Source organism: Mucilaginibacter terrae, from assembly GCF_042679325.1.
GTDB classification, from domain to species: domain Bacteria; phylum Bacteroidota; class Bacteroidia; order Sphingobacteriales; family Sphingobacteriaceae; genus Mucilaginibacter; species Mucilaginibacter terrae.
The window spans coordinates 99,167-116,757 of sequence record NZ_JBHTMJ010000004.1; the positions used below are offsets into that span (position 1 = coordinate 99,167).

Here is a 17,591-nt window from a genome sequence, read left to right on the forward strand (position 1 = left end):
ATCTCTACACCAACGGTACCCTGGCCCTCAATAATGCGGTAATCATCAAAAGGAGGAATGAACGATAGCCCGTGTGCTTCGGTGTATGCTAAAGCCTCGCGCAGGCAATCGTCAAAGGTGTCGCCCGTTAATATAATTTCAATATTTCCGTTACCGTGCATTTCGGTTTGCTTCACCTTTTGTTTGGGGGTAATTTCGGGCATAAAAATAACGCCTTTAATACCCAGCCTGCGGCACGAAAAAGCCACGCCCTGTGCATGGTTGCCCGCACTGGCGCAAACTACGCCACGCCCGCGCTGCTCCTCGGTTAGTTGGCTAATCATGTTATACGCGCCTCGCAATTTATACGAACGTACAATTTGCAGATCTTCGCGTTTAAGGTAGAGTTCACACGCATACCTGTCTGATAAGCCCTGGTTAAATTCGAGCGGGGTACGGCGTACTACGTTTTTAAGGCGTTGGGTGGCCGAGGCAAAATCGAGCTGCATATTAGTTTCGGTATTCATTTGTTATGGTTTAACCAAACGATTAGCTACCAATGTTTGCAGGTCGTTATCATTTATATCCAGTTTATTATCGGCTAATTTTAAAAAGTGCTCATAGGTAGCAGCTAATTCTTCCTTACTTAAAACATGACCCAAACGCTCCAGGTGAAACTTTAAGGCATGGCGTCCGCTACGGGCGGTTAACACGATGGTAGCACTCGGAAAACCTACATCCTCGGGACGGATAATTTCGTAATTTTCACGGTTCTTCAAAAAGCCGTCCTGGTGAATGCCCGAACTGTGCGCGAAAGCATTGCTGCCTACTATGGCTTTGTTAGGTTGCACCGGCATGCGCATTTGGCTGCTGATCATGCGGCTTATTTCAAAAAAGCTTTGGGTATTAATATTGGTGTGCAAGCCCAAAACCTGGTGGGTTTTAAGGATCATGACTACCTCCTCAATAGAGGTATTACCTGCACGCTCGCCAATGCCGTTAATGGTACCCTCAATTTGGCGGGCACCGTTTTGTAAACCGGCTATGGAGTTAGCCGTAGCCAAACCTAAATCGTTATGGCAATGTACCGATATAATGGCCTTATCAATGTTCTTCACGTTCTCTTTCAGAAAACGGATTTTGCTGCCATACTGATCGGGCAGGCAGTAGCCGTTGGTATCGGGGATGTTCACCACCGTGGCACCCGCAGCAATAACGGCTTCCACCATTTTGGCTAAAAATTCCACATCGGCGCGGCCCGCATCTTCGGCATAAAACTCAATATCTTCCACCGATTTTTTGGCGTATTTAACGGCATCTACCGCGCGCACCAAAATTTCTTCGCGGGTACTGTTAAACTTATGCTTAATGTGCATATCCGACGAGCCGATACCGGTGTGGATACGTGGCCGTTTTGCATATTTCAATGCTTCTATGGCGGCATCAATATCGCCTTTGTGTGCACGGGTTAAGGCGCAAACAGTAGGGTAATTAACCGCTTTGGCAATCTCTACCACGCTTTGAAAATCGCCCGGACTTGAGGCCGGGAAACCTGCTTCAATAATGTCTACACCCAGCGCTTCCAGTTCGCGCGCAATCTCAATCTTTTCGGGCGTGGTTAACTGGCAGCCCGGTACCTGCTCACCATCGCGCAGGGTGGTGTCAAAAATATAAACCCGGTTTGGATCGTGTAACATAGTTTTTTGTTTGAGGTTTGGGGTATAAGGTTGCGTGTTGCGGGGAGGGAAATGGAACTGCACCTTGCTAAAGGCAATTCGCTACCCGCAACTCACAACCCGCTACTCTTTCACTGCTGTAAATCTTAATCTTTTATAATCTGCATACCATTGCCCGTTTTCGTTATAGGCGGGTTCGAGTACGTTGGTAATTTCTTGTAATAGTTTTTCGTGTTCGGCTTCAGGAATGCCGGCAAAGTATTGCGCGCCGAACATTTTAATCCATTTTGCTACACCCTGGTCGCCATCCTGCAGCGGGGTCTTACGGTCGAAATGCACGGCATAAGTTACCCGGAAACCATGGCGCTCCAACAAACTGGTGTACTCGCCTAACGATGGGAAATACCAGATTTTGGTTTCGGCCTGCATGGTATAGCCATGCTTTTGCAATACCTGTTTAATGGCAGCACGCAGCTTGCCTATATTACCCTTACCGCCCATTTCGGCCACAAAACGGCCACTGGGTTTTAGCGCTTCATAAACCGATTTAATAACACCACCGGCATTATGGATCCAGTGCAGGGCCGCGTTAGAAAAAACAGCATCATACGGATACTCCACCTGGAAACTTGAAGCATTAACCACTTCAAAAGGTACCTGCGGATATTTGAAACGCGCCTGTGCTATCATTTCGGGTGAGTAATCAGTTCCCATTACTTCAGCGCCCAGCTCCTGTATCTGCTTGGTTAGGTCGCCTGTTCCGCAGCCTATATCCAGTACCGATTCGCCCGGTTTTGCATCCAGCAGTTCCAGCACACTGGTGCCAAACTGCGACACAAAGCCGTGCTTATCATCATATAAATCTGCGTTCCATTTCATAAGCCCCTCCTAATCCTCCCCCCCGGGAGGGAGGACTTTTAATTTTTTATTGAATCTTTACTATCTTATTCTGTTAATTCATTAATTCTGAAAATTCTGATTCAGACAAACTATGTCAGTTCCGGTTTCGATAAAAATTGAAGCACCATTTTACCCATAGCTTCGGTCCCTAATATTTTTTCGGGCTGAGTAAGCGTGTCGGCAATATCACCGGTACGGTAACCTGCTTTAAGCACCTGGTCAATAGCCGAAGTAATGCGTTTAGCTTCGTCTTTTAAACCAAAGCTGATTTCGAGCATCAGCGCAACCGATAGGATAGAGGCCAACGGGTTAGCTTTATCCTGCCCCGCAATATCATGCGCCGAACCGTGGATGGGCTCAAAAAAGCCGGTGCCATCACCTATTGATGCTGATGCCAGCATCCCCATTGATCCTGCAATTTGCGAAGCCTCGTCGGTTAAAATATCACCAAACAGGTTAGCGGTTAATACCACATCAAACTTTTTAGGGTTCTTCACCAGTTGCATGGCGGCATTGTCGATAAACATGTGTTCGGTTTCCACATCCGGGTATTGTTTGGCCAGTTCCTGCACCACCTCGCGCCATAAGCGCGATGATTCGAGCACATTGGCTTTATCAACCGAGCATAAACGCTTACTGCGTAAACGAGCCGCTTCAAATGCTTTGTGGGCAATGCGCTCTACTTCATACCGATGGTAGATCATGAGGTCGGATGCGGTATTGCGGTCTTCGCTGCGGTTCTTTTCACCGAAGTACACGTCGCCGGTCAGCTCACGGAAAAACAAGATATCGGTACCGCGCAATACAGCCGGTTTCAAACTTGATGCATCCAGCAGTTCATCAAACAGCATAATAGGGCGCAGGTTGGCATACAGGCCCAGTTCCTTGCGGATCTTTAATAAACCCTGCTCCGGGCGCACCTTGGCCGATGGATCATTATCGTACTTGATATGACCAATAGCACCAAACAAAATGGCATCGCTGGCTCTGGCTTTTTCTAAAGTTTCATCGGGCAGCGGGTTGCCTGTAGCTTCAATACCGGCGTGACCCATCAGCGCCTCATCATAAGTAAACTCATGACCGTAAGCATAAGCAATATGCTCTAAAACGGCTTTACCCCAAGTGGTTACCTCGGGGCCAATACCATCACCAGGGATGACTAAGATGTGTGCCCCCCGACCCCCTGAAGGGGGAGTGTTTGAGTTAATGCTCATTTATATTTAAGTTGTTATTGTATCCGTTCAAACTCTTGTTCCCCCTTTAGGGGGTTAGGGGGCTATTTTCAAACTCCGTTATCAATTCCTTTTTACTCAAAATGTAATCAATATCATCGTAGCCGTTGGTCATGCAGGCTTTTTTGTATGGATTAATTTCGAAGCTTTCCTGTTCACCGGTTTTAGCAATGCGGATGAACTGATTTTCCAGGTCAACCTCTACCTCTGCGTTGGCGTCTTCAAATACCACTTCAAAAAGTCTTTTCAAAAATTCGTCGCTTACCTGTATAGGCAGCAGGCCGTTGTTGAGGGCATTACCTTTAAAAATATCTGCAAAAAAGCTGCTCACCACTACATCGAAACCGTAATCGGCAATGGCCCAGGCAGCATGCTCACGGCTACTGCCGCAACCAAAGTTTTTACCGGCTACCAGTATCTTGCCTGAATAGGTGGGGTGGTTAAGCACGAAGTCGGCTTTAGGGTTACCCTCGTTATCAAAACGCCAATCGCGGAATAGATTATTACCGAAACCATCGCGCGTAGTGGCTTTTAAAAACCGCGCTGGAATGATCTGATCCGTATCGATGTTCTCAATAGGTAGCGGTACTACCGACGTTTGTAAGTGTTTAAATATTTTGGTTGCCATGTGATCTGAATTTACTGAATTTTAGAATTTTCTGAATTAGGAATGAAATAATGTTTTGGATTGAAAACCAATTTGTATTGAAGACTTTGACTACCAAAATTAATTAACAACCCTGCCGGGAAATTATAAGCGACTGTGTAGTTTTTTGCTTGTGCCAAATGAACATCTTCTAAATTGATTAATGCTTTCAATTCTATAATCAGCCTATTTTCAACAACAAAATCGGCTCTTCTTGTACCAACCTGTAATTCTTTATAAAAAATTGAGTGCTCCTGCTCCCTTTTAAATGATATACCACAATCTTCTAACTCAATTGCTAAACAACGCTGATATATTACCTCTTGAAACCCATTTCCAAGCGTATTGTGCACTTTCATTGCACATCCAATGACCTTGTAGGTAAGTTCATCTCTTTCCACTTAGGTATATTTACTGTTGTTTATTAGTTGTTTTTAATTCTGTTAATTCTCTAATTCAGCAAATTCAGATTCAGACGTTAGTAATTCCCTCACATCCGTAATTCTCCCCGTCACCGCCGCTGCAGCCGCCGTTAACGGACTGGCTAAAAACGTGCGCGAATCGGGCCCTTGTCTGCCTTCAAAATTGCGGTTAGAGGTTGATACGCAGTACTTCCCTGCGGGTATCTTGTCCTCGTTCATGCCTAAACAGGCACTGCAGCCGGGTTCGCGCAGGGGGAAACCAGCGGCTTCAAATACTTTATCCAAACCTTCGTCAATAGCTTGCAGCTGTACTTGTTTACTGCCGGGTACTACCCAAACTGTAACGTTTTCGGCTTTTTGACGGCCTTTAATAAAATCAGCCACCAAACGCAAGTCTTCAATGCGCGAATTGGTGCAACTGCCGATGAATACATAATCAATAGGTTTGCCCAACATCGATTCATCATCGTGCAGGCCCATATAATTTAATGCTTTAGCATACGAACCTTGTTCTTTAGCTTCGAAGCTGCTGGTTTCGGGTACATGCTGCGTTATGCCAATACCCATACCCGGGTTGGTACCGTAAGTGATCATCGGCTCAATATCGGCCGCATCAAAATACAATTCGCTATCAAATACGGCATCTTCGTCAGAGTACAGCGTTTGCCAATAGGCTACGGCATTATACCATTCTTCGCCTTTGGGGGCAAATTCGCGGCCTTGTACGTAATCTATAGTAGTTTGGTCGGGCGCAATTAGTCCGCAACGGGCACCCATTTCAATGCTCATGTTACAGATAGTCATGCGGCCTTCCATGCTCAAAGCGCGAATGGTATCGCCGGCATACTCCACAGCATAACCGGTACCACCTGCTGCAGAAATTTTAGAGATAATGTATAGGATGATATCCTTTGCGCCAACGCCTTTTTGCAATTTACCGTTCACTTCAATTTTCATACGTTTAGGGCGTTGCTGCAATAAACATTGGGTAGCCATCACCTGTTCTACCTGCGAGGTGCCTATGCCGAAAGCAATAGCGCCAAAGGCACCGTGGGTTGAGGTATGACTATCGCCGCAAACGTAAGTACAGCCCGGGCGGGTAATACCCAACTCGGGACCAATTACGTGTACAATGCCTTGGTATAAATGGCCTAAGCCGTATAATTCAATGCCGAATTCCGCACAGTTTTTGGTCAGCATATCTACCTGGTAACGCGAGAGCTCTTCCTTAATAGGCAAGTGCTGGTCCCAGGTAGGCACGTTATGATCGGCTGTGGCCACGGTTTGTTTCGGCCTGAAAACAGGTAAACCCCGTTCGCGCAAACCATCAAAAGCCTGCGGACTGGTTACCTCGTGTATAAAATGTGTGTCGATATATAATACATCAGGAAAACCCTCATTGCTACTTACAATGTGTGCATCCCAAATTTTATCAAATAAAGTAGCCCCTCCCCGGCCCTCCCCGGGAGGGAGGGGGTTGGTATTTTGAATTACAGTTTTATTTTCCATGCTTATTGTTAGTTTAAAAATCCTCCCTCCCGGGGAGGATTTAGGAGGGGCTTTCTACTTCCTGGTTTTCAGGGCGCAGGCTGCGTACGGTTTTGCCGGCTTGCCACATTTCGCTATCGCGGAGTTCGGCCAGTTCGGCGTTTAGTTTTTCGCGGTAATCCGGTTGGCTGTTGCTGTCAATAGAGCGTTGTGATTCTTTACCGGTAGCTACGCTTTCGTACAGTTCTTCAAATACCGGTTTGGTAGCATCACGGAATTTTTTCCACCAGTCTAACGCGCCGCGTTGTGCAGTGGTTGAGCAATTGGCATACATCCAGTCCATACCGTTTTCGGCAACCAGTGGCATTAATGATTGGGTTAACTCTTCCACTGTTTCGTTAAAGGCTTCAGAAGGAGAGTGCCCTTTGCTGCGCAATACATCAAACTGAGCTGCAAAAATACCCTGGATACAACCCATCAGCGTACCACGCTCGCCGGTTAAATCGCTGTAAACTTCTTTACGGAAATCAGTTTCGAACAGGTAACCGCTACCTACGGCAATACCTAAAGCAATAACACGCTCAAACGCGTTACCGGTTGCATCCTGAAAAATAGCGTAGCTTGAGTTTAAGCCACGGCCTTGCAAAAACATACGGCGCAACGAAGTACCCGAACCTTTAGGGGCAACCAAAAATACATCCACATCCTTAGGTGGAACGATGCCGGTTTGCTCTTTAAAGGTAATGCCAAAGCCATGAGAAAAATACAAGGCTTTGCCCGGGGTTAAGTATTTTTGAACAGTTGGCCACAATTCAATTTGGGCGGCATCGCTCAACAGGTAGCAAATGATAGACCCTTTTTCCAGGGCTTCTTCAATTTCAAACAAAGTTTCACCGGGTACAAAGCCATCGCTTACCGCTTTATCCCAAGATTTTGAGTTTTTACGCTGACCAACAATTACGTTAATACCATTGTCTTTTTGATTAAGCGCCTGGCCCGGACCTTGAACACCGTAGCCAATTACCGCTACTACTTCATTTTTCAATACATCCTGTGCCTTCGATAAAGGAAACTCGTCGCGGGTTACTACGTTTTCTTCTGTACCGCCGAAATTTAATTTTGCCATTTCTATTGTTTTTGATTTTTGTGATTTCACTGATTTAGGAGTGAGTTCACCGATTGATTTTTATTCTGTTAATTCCTTAATTCTGAAAATTCTGGTTCAAGACAAGAGCTTACATGGTAAACACCTTTTGTCCCTTATTCAGGTATTCGTTTTCGTTTACGTCTTCGCCGGGTTGCATTTGCTCAAATTCGCGTAGCTTGGAGTTGAAGCCGTCACTATCTTTGATGATAGCTACACGGGCACTGCGTACAAACTCAATTAAGCCGTAAGGCTGCAGTACTTTGATCAGGTTCTCCGTTTCCTCGCGGTGACCGGTAGTTTCAAATACAATGTAATCTTTACGGATTACTACCGCACGGGCACCATTTTCACGCAGTAAGCGCTCAACCGGTGCTTTTTCGGCAATTACATCGGCCGATACTTTGTACAATGCCATTTCCTGCCAAATTACATCGGCATTGGTATGGTAGTACACTTTTAAAACTTCCACCTGCTTCTCAATTTGGCGGCAAACTTTGCGTACCACTTCTTCGGTTTCATCAATTACGATGGTAAAACGGTGAATGCTGTCAATCTCCGATGGCGAAGTATTTAAACTGTCGATATTTATTTTACGACGGGTAAAAATAATAGCAATGCGATTAAGCAAACCAATTTGGTTTTCGGTGTAAACGGTGATGTTAAATTCCTGTTTAGCATCAGCCCCTCCCCGGCCCTCCCCGGTAGGGAGGGAGTTAGAACTGGTTTGATTTTGATTTTCCATTTTAATTTATGTTTTAAAGCCCTCCCTCTTGGGGAGGGTTGGGAGGTGCTTGGGGTTTTATTTAAGTCTGATTTCGCTTACACTGCAACCTTGTGGTACCATAGGAAACACGTTATTTTCCTTAGTCACAAATACTTCCAGCAGGTATGAACCTTTATGTTCCAGCATTTCTTTCAAAGTAGATTGCAGCTCTTCACGTTCTTTAATGCATTTACCCGCAATGCCGTAACCTTTGGCTACCTGCACAAAATCAGGACTTTGAATATCTACAAATGAGTAACGACGCTCGTTAAACAACTCCTGCCATTGGCGAACCATACCCAGGAAGCGGTTGTTCAGGATGATGATCTTTACATCAATGCCGCTTTGCATAATGGTACCCAATTCCTGCAAGGTCATTTGGAAGCCGCCATCGCCAATAATGGCAACCACTGTACTTTCCTGTGCACCAAACTTAGCGCCTATAGCAGCCGGAAGGGCAAAACCCATAGTGCCTAAACCACCGCTGGTAATATTGCTACGGGTTTTATTGAACTTAGCGTAACGGCAGCCCACCATTTGGTGCTGGCCTACGTCGGTTACAATAATAGCATCGCCTTTAGTGAGGTTATTTAACTGGTCAACCACCTCGCCCATGGTCATTTCGCCACTTGTTGGGTGCAGCTCGGCATCTATAACGGCTTCTACTTCTTTACGGGTGTAATCGTTAAATTTTTCCAGCCACTCGGTATGTTGTTTAGCTTCAACCAGTGCCGTAAGTAATGGCAGCGTTTCTTTGCAATCGCCCCAAACGGGTACGTGTGTTTTTACGTTCTTGTCAATCTCCGATGGATCAATATCTAAATGAATAACTTTAGCCTGTTTGGCATATTTGTCTAAACGGCCGGTTACGCGGTCGTCAAAACGCATGCCTATGGCTATCAGCACATCGCACTCATTAGTCAATACGTTAGGCCCGTAATTACCGTGCATACCCAGCATACCTACATTTTGCGGATGATCGGTTGGGATGGCACCTGCACCTAAAATAGTCCAGGCCGCAGGGATACCGCTTTTTTCTACAAAAGCTTTAAATTCCTGCTCGGCACTACCTAACAAAACGCCTTGTCCCCAAAGGATGAATGGCTTTTTGGCCTCGTTAATAACCTGTGCGGCCTGTTCAATAAATTTGGTGCGTACAATAGGTTTTGGACGATAGCTGCGGATATGGTTACAAGGTGTATAGCCTTTAAAGTTAAACTTCTGGATCTGCGCGTTCTTGGTAATATCAATCAGCACAGGGCCGGGCCTGCCGGTACGGGCTATGTAAAACGCTTTTGCAATAGCCTCAGGTATTTCATTGGCATCGGTTACCTGGTAGTTCCATTTAGTTACCGGGGTAGTAATGTTGATTACATCAGTTTCCTGAAAGGCGTCGGTACCTAATAGGTGTGCAAAAACCTGACCGGTGATACAAACCAATGGGGTACTATCAATTTGAGCATCGGCTAAACCGGTCACTAAATTGGTGGCACCAGGACCGCTGGTAGCGAAGACGACACCGACTTTGCCAGATGAACGGGCGTAGCCCTGTCCGGCGTGAATGCCTCCCTGCTCGTGGCGGACAAGGATGTGGTTTAATTTCTCTTTGTAATCATACAAAGCATCATAAATAGGCATAATGGCACCACCCGGATAACCGAAAATGGTATCTACACCTTCCACTAAAAGAGCTTCTAAAAGCGCTGCTGAACCCGAAAGTTCGATGCCTGCTTTTTCTTCAATAACTGTTGATTCCTCTTGTTGTACTGCTTCCATATAGCCCCCTAACCCCCTAAAGGGGGAATTTTTGATTGTATTTTATTATAAACCCTTAACCTCCCCCTTTAGGGGGCTGGGGGTTATTCATCGGTAACGCAGCCTTCGCTGGCGTCTTTTACGCTTATAAAATATTTGAACAATAAGCCTTTGCTTACCGGCGGCTTAGGCTGTTGCCATTGGCTGCGGCGCTGGGCCATTTCTTCGTCGCTTATATCTAAGGTGATGGTATTACTTACGGCATCAATGGTAATGTGGTCATCATCTTTAACCAGGGCAATGTTGCCGCCATCCCAAGCCTCGGGGGTAATGTGACCTACCACGAAACCATGCGTGCCACCGCTAAAACGGCCATCGGTAATTAATGCTACCGAGCTACCCAAACCTGCACCAAATATGGCAGATGTAGGCTTTAACATTTCGGGCATACCCGGCGCACCTTTAGGGCCTACGTGTGTGATAACCACTACATCGCCCGCACGAACACGGCCACTGGTAATACCGGCAATTAAAGATTGTTCGCCTTCGAAAACCCTTGCAGGGCCCTGGAAACGCTCACCCTCTTTACCGGTAATTTTGGCTACGCTACCTTTAGTTGCCAAATTTCCGTATAATATTTGTAAGTGACCTGTCGCTTTTATGGGTCTTTCTAACGGACGAATGATATCTTGCTTGTCAAAATCCAGTTCTGGAACATCGGCTAAGTTTTCGGTCAAAGTTTTTCCGGTTACGGTCAGGCAATCACCATGTAACCAGCCCATTTTTAACAGGTATTTCATCACCGTGGGTACGCCGCCAATTTTGTGCAAGTCTTCCATCATATATTTACCGCTTGGCTTCATATCTGCCAGTAATGGGATCCGGTTACTAATGGTCTGAAAATCATCCTGCGTTAAAGGTACATCCACGCTTTTGGCAATAGCTATCATGTGTAAAACCGCATTGGTGCTTCCGCCTAATACCATAATGGTAACCATGGCGTTCTCAAAAGCCTTGCGGGTCATGATGTCCGATGGCTTGATGTCTTTCTCTAATAGTTCATATATTGCCTTGCCGGCAGCCAAACACTCCGCTTGTTTTTCTTCACTCAAAGCAGGGTTCGATGAGGAGTAAGGCAAGCTCATGCCCAAAGCCTCAATAGCCGCGGCCATGGTGTTAGCCGTATAAATACCTCCGCATGCACCAGCACCCGGACAAGCATTTTTTATAATCTCTTTAAAATCTATATCATCTAATGTACCGGCAATCTTTTTACCCAAGGCTTCAAAGGCCGATACAATATTTAAGTCTTCGCCTTTATAATGGCCGGGTTTAATAGTGCCACCATATACCATAATAGCAGGACGGTTTAAACGGCCCATGGCAATTAACGAGCCGGGCATGTTTTTATCGCAACCAGGTAACGCTATTACCGCATCATAATATTGCGCACCACAAACCGCTTCAATCGAATCGGCAATTACATCGCGGCTTACCAGCGAGTAACGCATGCCATCGGTACCGTTGCTCATACCATCGCTCACACCAATGGTGTTAAAAATTAAACCTACCAGGTTTTCGGCCCATACGCCTTTTTTAACCACTTTAGCTAAATCGTTCAGGTGCATATTACAGGTGTTACCATCGTAACCCATGCTGGCTATACCTACCTGTGCCTTTTTCATGTCATCGTCGGTTAAGCCAATGCCGTAAAGCATGGCCTGTGCCGCAGGCTGGGTAGGGTCGGCAGTAAGTGTTTTACTGTACTTGTTTAATTCTATCTCCTGTGTGTTATCGGTATTAAAACTCATTATGTAAGCAGCTCTGTTATATATTATTCCTGATAGGTATCTCTTAAATTTAGCGGCGTAATGTTAAAGCATTATTATGCTTGCGTATCTTTACCGTTAAAATATTTTTGTTGTTGATATTATTAGGTTACAAAATCAATATTTGTAAGGTAGATAGAAGCCATAAAACTGACAACAACAGAAAAATAAATTTTTATTAAGTATCATATTCTGCAATAAGTCAAATATCAGAATATAATTCTATTTTTTTATTCAAATCAAGAATTATATTCTTATGTACTAATACCAAAGTTTAAATTGGTATTCGGTATTATTACTATGCATGCATAGTAATATGCTCATTTTCTGCCTGAAAAGGTAAAATATGCAGTAAAAGTTATTAATAAATGGTAAATTTTATTGGCAGCGCCATAGTTAAGAACAGCAAATGTTAGGCACCTCAAAACAAGTTCAGGATTACAACCTTGTATCTTGAGCATGTTAACCATTATTCCTGATAAAGCAGCATTTGTGCTGGAAGTACATCGCCGTCTGTACGAAATATATGGTGTCCGCATCGAATATTTCCACGACCTCGACCCGCTGAGCGAACTGGTAACTACGCTACTGTCGCACCGTACCAAAAACCGCGATTCGGCTCAGGCGTTTCAAAACCTTCGCAATGCTTTTGGTTCCTGGGAAAATGTTAGGGATGCAGATGTTGACGCTATTATGCCTCAGCTCAAACCCTGTACCTGGCCCGAGCAAAAAGCGCCACGTGTAAAAGAAGTGCTTCGACTCATCACCGAAAAGCTGGGTCAACTCAACCTTGATTTTTTAGGAGGAATGGAAGTTACAGCTGCCCGGCAGTGGTTGGAAGAGTTGCCCGGTGTAGGGCCAAAATCAAGCGCCGCGGTTATTTCATTCAGTACCTTACGAGGTAAAGCACTGCCGGTAGATTCGCATCATTTCAGGGTAGCTTCCAGGTTAGGTATCATTGATGCCAAGATAGGAGAGGGCAAAGCCAACCGGGTGCTCGAAGATCTGCTACCGCCCAACTTCACCGCCCGTGAAACGTTCGATCATCACCAGGTGATGATGCGGCACGGGCAAAAAGTTTGCTTGTATTACAAGCCTGATTGTGCAGCATGTATTATTTTGGATCTTTGTTCTACCGGGCAAAGTATAGTTGCTAAAAAAGGTAATTAAATGTAATTTTTCGAGGTTTTATGAAGTAATATGAAGTTTAATGAACTTTTATGAACCAAAAAAGCAGGCATTTGGCCTGCTTTAAATATGATATGTTTTTTAGAGTTATAGATTAATTGACCGCGGCACGTAACATTAAAGCGCCTACCGTAACGTTGGTACGGCTGTCTATAATAATGGCACCACCATTGGCCTTGTTGTTTTGATACACATCAAAAGCAAGTGGCTCGGCGGTTTTAATGATGATGCGGCCAATGTCGTTCAGTTTAAATTCTTCCTCGTAAATTTTTTCTAAGTTATTGATATTGAACTTATAAAGCACTTCCTGAATGCGGCAGCGGGTGACCTTGCTGTTATGCTGAATAAGATAGGTGAGTGAAGTATCTAAAGCGCGGGTGTCCATCCAGCACAGGTCGGCCTCAATCAATTGCGAAACCTCGGGAAGGGCAGCGCTTTTTACCAGTATATCACCCCGGCTCACATCAATGTTATCCTGCAAATGTACCGTAACTGATTGACCTGCCACAGCTTCATTGAACTCTTTATCAAGGAGTTCTATTTTAGTTATAACAGAACTAAAGCCTGAGGGTAATACGGTAACCGCATCGTTTACCTTAAAGTTGCCACTCGAAATACGGCCGGCATAACCGCGGTAATCGTGCAGTTCTTCGGTTTGGGGGCGCACCACCCATTGCACCGGCAAACGTGCATGGGCGCTGCTGTCATCAACAGGTATTTCTACCGTTTCCAGGTGCTCTAACAGGCTTTTACCATTGTACCAGGTCATGTTAAACGACTCATACACAATGTTATCACCCTTTAAAGCGCTCACAGGTATGTAAACTATGTTCTCTAACTTCAACTTGGCTGCGAGGATCTTATACTGGTCAACTATCTGTGTAAAAGTGGCTTCATCGTAATCCACCATATCCATTTTATTGATGCAGATAACTACCTGTGGCAAAGCCAATAACGATACCAAAAAGGAATGTCTGATGGTTTGCTCTACCACACCTTTACGGGCATCAATCAAAATAATAGCTAAGTTGCTATTTGATGCGCCGGTAACCATGTTACGGGTGTACTGGATGTGGCCGGGCGCATCGGCAATAATAAACTTACGTTGAGCGGTTTGAAAGTACTTGTAAGCTACGTCGATGGTAATACCTTGCTCACGTTCGGCTTTAAGACCATCGGTTAAAATGGCGAGGTCAATGGTACCGTCGTCGTTTTTGCGGTTAGAGCGTTGCAGGGCCTCCATTTGGTCGGCCAGGATAGATTCGCTATCATATAAAAGCCTGCCTATCAGTGTGCTTTTGCCATCGTCAACACTACCTGTTGTAATAAATTTTAATATCTCCATGTGTTTACATGTTGTTCAAAGGAGACACAAAGTATTGTGTCTCTACGGTATTCATTCAAATTATTATTGCGTAGAGGCACAATACTTTGTGTCTCTAACCCGGTTAATGCCTTAAAAATACCCGCCTTTTTTACGGTCTTCCATGGCAGCTTCCGATACCTTATCATCCATACGGGCACCACGTTCACTTATTTTAGAAGCGCTTATTTCATCAATAATATCATCGATTAGGAACGCGTCCGATTCTACGGCCGCGGTACAGGTCATATCGCCTACGGTGCGGAAACGCACATTTTTGCGGGTAATTACATCATCCTCATCCATGTTTAAAAACTCGGCTGCAGCCATTAACTGGCCGTTGCGGGTAATGCAATCGCGCTCGTGGGCAAAGTAAATAGATGGCAGGGCAATGTTTTCGCGGCGTATATAATTCCATACATCCAGTTCCGTCCAGTTGCTGATAGGGAACACGCGCACGTTTTCGCCTTTATGGATCTTGCCGTTGTAAATGTTCCACAACTCAGGGCGCTGGCGTTTAGGGTCCCACTGGCCAAACTCATCACGCACCGAAAAAATACGCTCTTTGGCACGCGCTTTTTCCTCATCGCGGCGGGCACCGCCTATGCAGGCATCAAAGCCGTGCTGGGCAATGGTATCTAACAGGGTAACGGTTTGCAATGCGTTACGACTGGCATTCTTACCCTTTTGCTCTATGGCTTTGCCCTGGTCTATCGAATCCTGTACGTGGCCAATGATTAGCTTTTCGCCTAAACGGGCTACCATATCATCACGGTACTGGATGGTTTCGGGGAAGTTGTGCCCTGTATCGATATGTACCAGCGGGAAAGGGAATTTGCCCGGACGAAAGGCCTTTTCAGCCAAACGCACCAGGGTTATCGAATCCTTTCCACCCGAAAACAGCAATGCCGGTTTTTCAAACTGACCTGCTACCTCCCGTAAAATATAAATGGCCTCGGCTTCTAATTCGTCGAGATAATCTAATGATTTTGTACTCATTTCTCTGTAATAATTTCCTGCACGGAATGTAAGCCGCACTCTTTTTTCGATTGATCTTCCCACCACCAGCGGCCTGCCCTGAAATCTTCGCCGGGTTGTACGGCGCGGGTGCAAGGCTGGCAACCAATACTCGGAAAACCGCGGTCGTGCAGGGTATTGTAGGGTATGTTATTCGTTTTAATGTATTCTTTTACCTGTTCAAGGTCCCAGTCAAATATGGGGTGAAACTTCACCATCTGATTGCCCTCGTCCCATTCTATGTTGACCATATCCTGCCTGTTGGGCGATTGCTCGGCACGGATACCCGTGATCCAGATCTTGTTGCCTTTTAAGGCGCGTTTTAACGGTTCTATTTTACGGATGCCACAGCACTCTTTACGGTTTTCAACCGACTCGTAAAAGCTGCTCGGGCCTTTGGCATTTACCATAGCCTGCAATGGCTCGTTTTGCGGGTAGTAGGCATGCACCGGCTGGTCGTATATTTCCATGGTGCGGTTCCACACATAATACGTTTCGGGGAACAAGCGACCGGTTTCCAAAGTAAATACTTTGATAGGCAGCTTATTGGCAAATATCACATGGGTGATCACCTGATCTTCCCATCCAAAACTGGTAGAAAAAACAATCTCACCAGGAAAAGCATCAGCAAGATTGGCCAATGCTTCTACAGGTGAAGTGCCTGTTATATGTTGTTGAATATGTTGCGTTAACTTATCCATTATAAAATATTTGAAATGAAGCCATAAATACTTTTCAGGCTTACCAGTATAACAATAATACCTACCGCAACCATAATTACTTTAACCGAGATCCGGTTAGATATGCGGGCCGCTATAGGAGCTGCCAGCGCACTGCCAATAATTAACCCGGCAATGGCACTCCAGGGTGCTTTATCGAGCATAATTAAAAAGGTAAGCGAGCCTACCATGGCAATAAAAAACCGGGTCAGCTTAACCGTACCCAGCGAAAACCGTGGATGACGACCACCTGCAATAAGCGACGACAATACGATAGAACCCCAGCCGCCACCTCCAACAGCATCAATGAAACCCCCGCCTAAACCCAAAAGCGAGATGCGTTTAATTTTATCGGCCGATTTCTTTTTTCCTGTTTTAAAGGCTTTGGATAAAATTACCGAACCTAAAATTAAGGTATATACCGATACCAAAGGTTTGGTGTAATGGCTGTAATGTTCTAAAGATGATACCAGGTAAGCACCTGCCAGCGCACCCAATATGCCTGGTATAATAAGCAGCTTAAACAGTTTCCAGTTTATATTGCCCATACGGTAGTGCATCCAGCCGGCAATACCGTTACTCATAATTTCAGATAGGTGTACCGCCATACTTGCCGATGCAGGACTGATGCCCATAGATAACGAAAACGCCGTAGAGGTAACCCCATACGACATGCCAATGGCACCATCAATCATGGCGAAGACAAAACCTGCTGCTAAAAAATAATAAAACACCGGACTGATATTCCCGGCATAATTTCTGAAACCTGGCTCGTTGTACCATAAAGCGGTTAACGCTATAGCTAACGAGAAAATGATGGTACCCCAAATAAGCCATTTAAAATTCTTTTTTCGGACAGGTTTAGGTTCAACCAAGCTAGCGGTTGCTTTGTTTAAGGCTATTACTTTGCTGGCAAAATCGCCACGTAAAGTGTTACGCAGGGCTGCAATTTGCTGCAAGGTTGTATCTAATTCGTTGGGCAGGTTTTCGTTAAGTACTTCTTTAATACGTTTGGCTACTGTGGGCGATTTACCGTTGGTAGATATGGCAATTTTCAGGTCTCCTTTTTTTACAATGGAGCCTAAGTAAAAATCGCATAGTGCTGGCTTATCGGCCACGTTAATTAAGAGTTTACGTTCATGCGCTGCTTTACGGATTACTTCGTTTAGTACGTTATTGGCAGTGGCTGCAACTACGAGGTCTGCCTCATCGAGATCGCTGGCCTCAAAAGACTTTTGCAATACCGTTACCTGCGGATAGGTTGCCGTAAACTCGTAAACTTCTGGCAGTATGCTTTCGGCCACTACCGTAACACGGGCTTGCTGGCTGTTGTTAAGCAATGCGGTTAGTTTTTCTAACCCAACAATGCCCGCGCCAACAACTACCGTGTGCAGTTGGTTCAGTTTTAGAAACACCGGGAAAAGCTGGTTGCCATCCTGATTTTCTTTCACTGCTAAAGGAGCTATA

At 45.2% G+C, this 17,591-nt stretch carries 16 protein-coding genes; 1 reads left to right on the forward strand and 15 read right to left on the reverse strand.

Features of this window, described 5'->3' with window-relative positions; all coding sequences use genetic code 11:
* The 11 genes from ACFQ3S_RS05345 to ilvD all read right to left on the reverse strand — a co-directional run.
* Window positions 1-506, reverse strand: a 506-nt coding sequence (locus ACFQ3S_RS05345; RefSeq protein WP_377162057.1) for a pyridoxal-phosphate dependent enzyme, incomplete at its 3' end; no start/stop codon positions are given.
* 3 nt (window positions 507-509) lie between these two features.
* The gene (locus ACFQ3S_RS05350; protein ID WP_377162007.1) at window positions 510-1,676 is read right to left on the reverse strand and encodes a 2-isopropylmalate synthase; all 1,167 of its coding nucleotides are present in this window, start codon (window positions 1,674-1,676) and stop codon (window positions 510-512) included.
* A 102-nt stretch (window positions 1,677-1,778) separates the two neighbouring features.
* Complete coding sequence (locus ACFQ3S_RS05355; RefSeq protein ID WP_377162009.1) at window positions 1,779-2,534, reverse strand: class I SAM-dependent methyltransferase; 756 nt, start codon at window positions 2,532-2,534, stop codon at window positions 1,779-1,781.
* 110 nt (window positions 2,535-2,644) lie between these two features.
* Window positions 2,645-3,769 carry a 3-isopropylmalate dehydrogenase gene (gene leuB / locus ACFQ3S_RS05360; RefSeq protein ID WP_377162011.1) on the reverse strand — a complete coding sequence of 375 codons (1,125 nt, stop codon included), beginning with the start codon at window positions 3,767-3,769 and terminating at the stop codon, window positions 2,645-2,647.
* A gap of 46 nt (window positions 3,770-3,815) precedes the next feature.
* Window positions 3,816-4,415 carry a 3-isopropylmalate dehydratase small subunit gene (gene leuD, locus ACFQ3S_RS05365; protein ID WP_377162013.1) on the reverse strand — a complete coding sequence of 200 codons (600 nt, stop codon included), beginning with the start codon at window positions 4,413-4,415 and terminating at the stop codon, window positions 3,816-3,818.
* 11 nt (window positions 4,416-4,426) lie between these two features.
* Window positions 4,427-4,834 carry a GxxExxY protein gene (locus tag ACFQ3S_RS05370; RefSeq protein ID WP_377162014.1) on the reverse strand — a complete coding sequence of 136 codons (408 nt, stop codon included), beginning with the start codon at window positions 4,832-4,834 and terminating at the stop codon, window positions 4,427-4,429.
* A 42-nt stretch (window positions 4,835-4,876) separates the two neighbouring features.
* Complete coding sequence (gene leuC, locus ACFQ3S_RS05375) at window positions 4,877-6,364, reverse strand: 3-isopropylmalate dehydratase large subunit (protein ID WP_377162016.1); 1,488 nt, start codon at window positions 6,362-6,364, stop codon at window positions 4,877-4,879.
* Between the two features lie 40 nt (window positions 6,365-6,404).
* Window positions 6,405-7,469, reverse strand: a complete 1,065-nt coding sequence (gene ilvC, locus ACFQ3S_RS05380; RefSeq protein ID WP_377162018.1) for a ketol-acid reductoisomerase — start codon at window positions 7,467-7,469, stop codon at window positions 6,405-6,407.
* 109 nt (window positions 7,470-7,578) lie between these two features.
* On the reverse strand, window positions 7,579-8,232 hold the full coding sequence (gene ilvN, locus ACFQ3S_RS05385; protein WP_377162020.1) for an acetolactate synthase small subunit: 654 nt from the start codon (window positions 8,230-8,232) through the stop codon (window positions 7,579-7,581).
* 57 nt (window positions 8,233-8,289) lie between these two features.
* A complete protein-coding gene (gene ilvB, locus ACFQ3S_RS05390) occupies window positions 8,290-10,029 on the reverse strand; it encodes a biosynthetic-type acetolactate synthase large subunit (RefSeq protein WP_377162022.1) in 1,740 nt (579 codons plus the stop codon).
* 83 nt (window positions 10,030-10,112) lie between these two features.
* Window positions 10,113-11,819 carry a dihydroxy-acid dehydratase gene (ilvD, locus tag ACFQ3S_RS05395; protein WP_377162024.1) on the reverse strand — a complete coding sequence of 569 codons (1,707 nt, stop codon included), beginning with the start codon at window positions 11,817-11,819 and terminating at the stop codon, window positions 10,113-10,115.
* A 477-nt stretch (window positions 11,820-12,296) separates the two neighbouring features.
* On the opposite strand from ilvD, the gene ACFQ3S_RS05400 reads away from it, so the two are divergent.
* On the forward strand, window positions 12,297-13,007 hold the full coding sequence (locus tag ACFQ3S_RS05400; protein ID WP_377162026.1) for an endonuclease III domain-containing protein: 711 nt from the start codon (window positions 12,297-12,299) through the stop codon (window positions 13,005-13,007).
* Between the two features lie 112 nt (window positions 13,008-13,119).
* Here ACFQ3S_RS05400 and ACFQ3S_RS05405 read toward each other — a convergent pair whose 3' ends face one another.
* The 4 genes from ACFQ3S_RS05405 to ACFQ3S_RS05420 form a co-directional block, all read right to left on the reverse strand.
* On the reverse strand, window positions 13,120-14,370 hold the full coding sequence (locus tag ACFQ3S_RS05405; RefSeq protein ID WP_377162028.1) for a sulfate adenylyltransferase subunit 1: 1,251 nt from the start codon (window positions 14,368-14,370) through the stop codon (window positions 13,120-13,122).
* 111 nt (window positions 14,371-14,481) lie between these two features.
* Window positions 14,482-15,387 (reverse strand): sulfate adenylyltransferase subunit CysD, encoded by a 906-nt coding sequence (gene cysD, locus ACFQ3S_RS05410; protein ID WP_377162030.1) that lies wholly within the window; start codon window positions 15,385-15,387, stop codon window positions 14,482-14,484.
* A complete protein-coding gene (locus tag ACFQ3S_RS05415) occupies window positions 15,384-16,106 on the reverse strand; it encodes a phosphoadenylyl-sulfate reductase (protein WP_377162032.1) in 723 nt (240 codons plus the stop codon). The genes cysD and ACFQ3S_RS05415 overlap by 4 nt, the downstream gene beginning before the upstream one ends.
* Window positions 16,106-17,575, reverse strand: coding sequence for a TSUP family transporter (locus ACFQ3S_RS05420; protein WP_377162034.1), 1,470 nt, complete (start codon window positions 17,573-17,575; stop codon window positions 16,106-16,108). The genes ACFQ3S_RS05415 and ACFQ3S_RS05420 overlap by 1 nt, the downstream gene beginning before the upstream one ends.
* Window positions 17,576-17,591: the final 16 nt, after the last annotated feature.

Bases quoted from the DNA above. Each gene is read 5' to 3' on its own strand.
- ACFQ3S_RS05350 (WP_377162007.1), bottom strand. From the start codon at position 1,676: ATGTTACACGATCCAAACCGGGTTTATATTTTTGACACCACCCTGCGC.
- ACFQ3S_RS05355 (WP_377162009.1), bottom strand. From the start codon at position 2,534: ATGAAATGGAACGCAGATTTATATGATGATAAGCACGGCTTTGTGTCG.
- leuB (WP_377162011.1), bottom strand. From the start codon at position 3,769: ATGAGCATTAACTCAAACACTCCCCCTTCAGGGGGTCGGGGGGCACAC.
- leuD (WP_377162013.1), bottom strand. From the start codon at position 4,415: ATGGCAACCAAAATATTTAAACACTTACAAACGTCGGTAGTACCGCTA.
- leuC (WP_377162016.1), bottom strand. From the start codon at position 6,364: ATGGAAAATAAAACTGTAATTCAAAATACCAACCCCCTCCCTCCCGGG.
- ilvC (WP_377162018.1), bottom strand. From the start codon at position 7,469: ATGGCAAAATTAAATTTCGGCGGTACAGAAGAAAACGTAGTAACCCGC.
- ilvN (WP_377162020.1), bottom strand. From the start codon at position 8,232: ATGGAAAATCAAAATCAAACCAGTTCTAACTCCCTCCCTACCGGGGAG.
- ilvB (WP_377162022.1), bottom strand. From the start codon at position 10,029: ATGGAAGCAGTACAACAAGAGGAATCAACAGTTATTGAAGAAAAAGCA.
- ilvD (WP_377162024.1), bottom strand. From the start codon at position 11,819: ATGAGTTTTAATACCGATAACACACAGGAGATAGAATTAAACAAGTAC.
- ACFQ3S_RS05400 (WP_377162026.1), top strand. From the start codon at position 12,297: ATGTTAACCATTATTCCTGATAAAGCAGCATTTGTGCTGGAAGTACAT.
- ACFQ3S_RS05405 (WP_377162028.1), bottom strand. From the start codon at position 14,370: ATGGAGATATTAAAATTTATTACAACAGGTAGTGTTGACGATGGCAAA.
- cysD (WP_377162030.1), bottom strand. From the start codon at position 15,387: ATGAGTACAAAATCATTAGATTATCTCGACGAATTAGAAGCCGAGGCC.
- ACFQ3S_RS05415 (WP_377162032.1), bottom strand. From the start codon at position 16,106: ATGGATAAGTTAACGCAACATATTCAACAACATATAACAGGCACTTCA.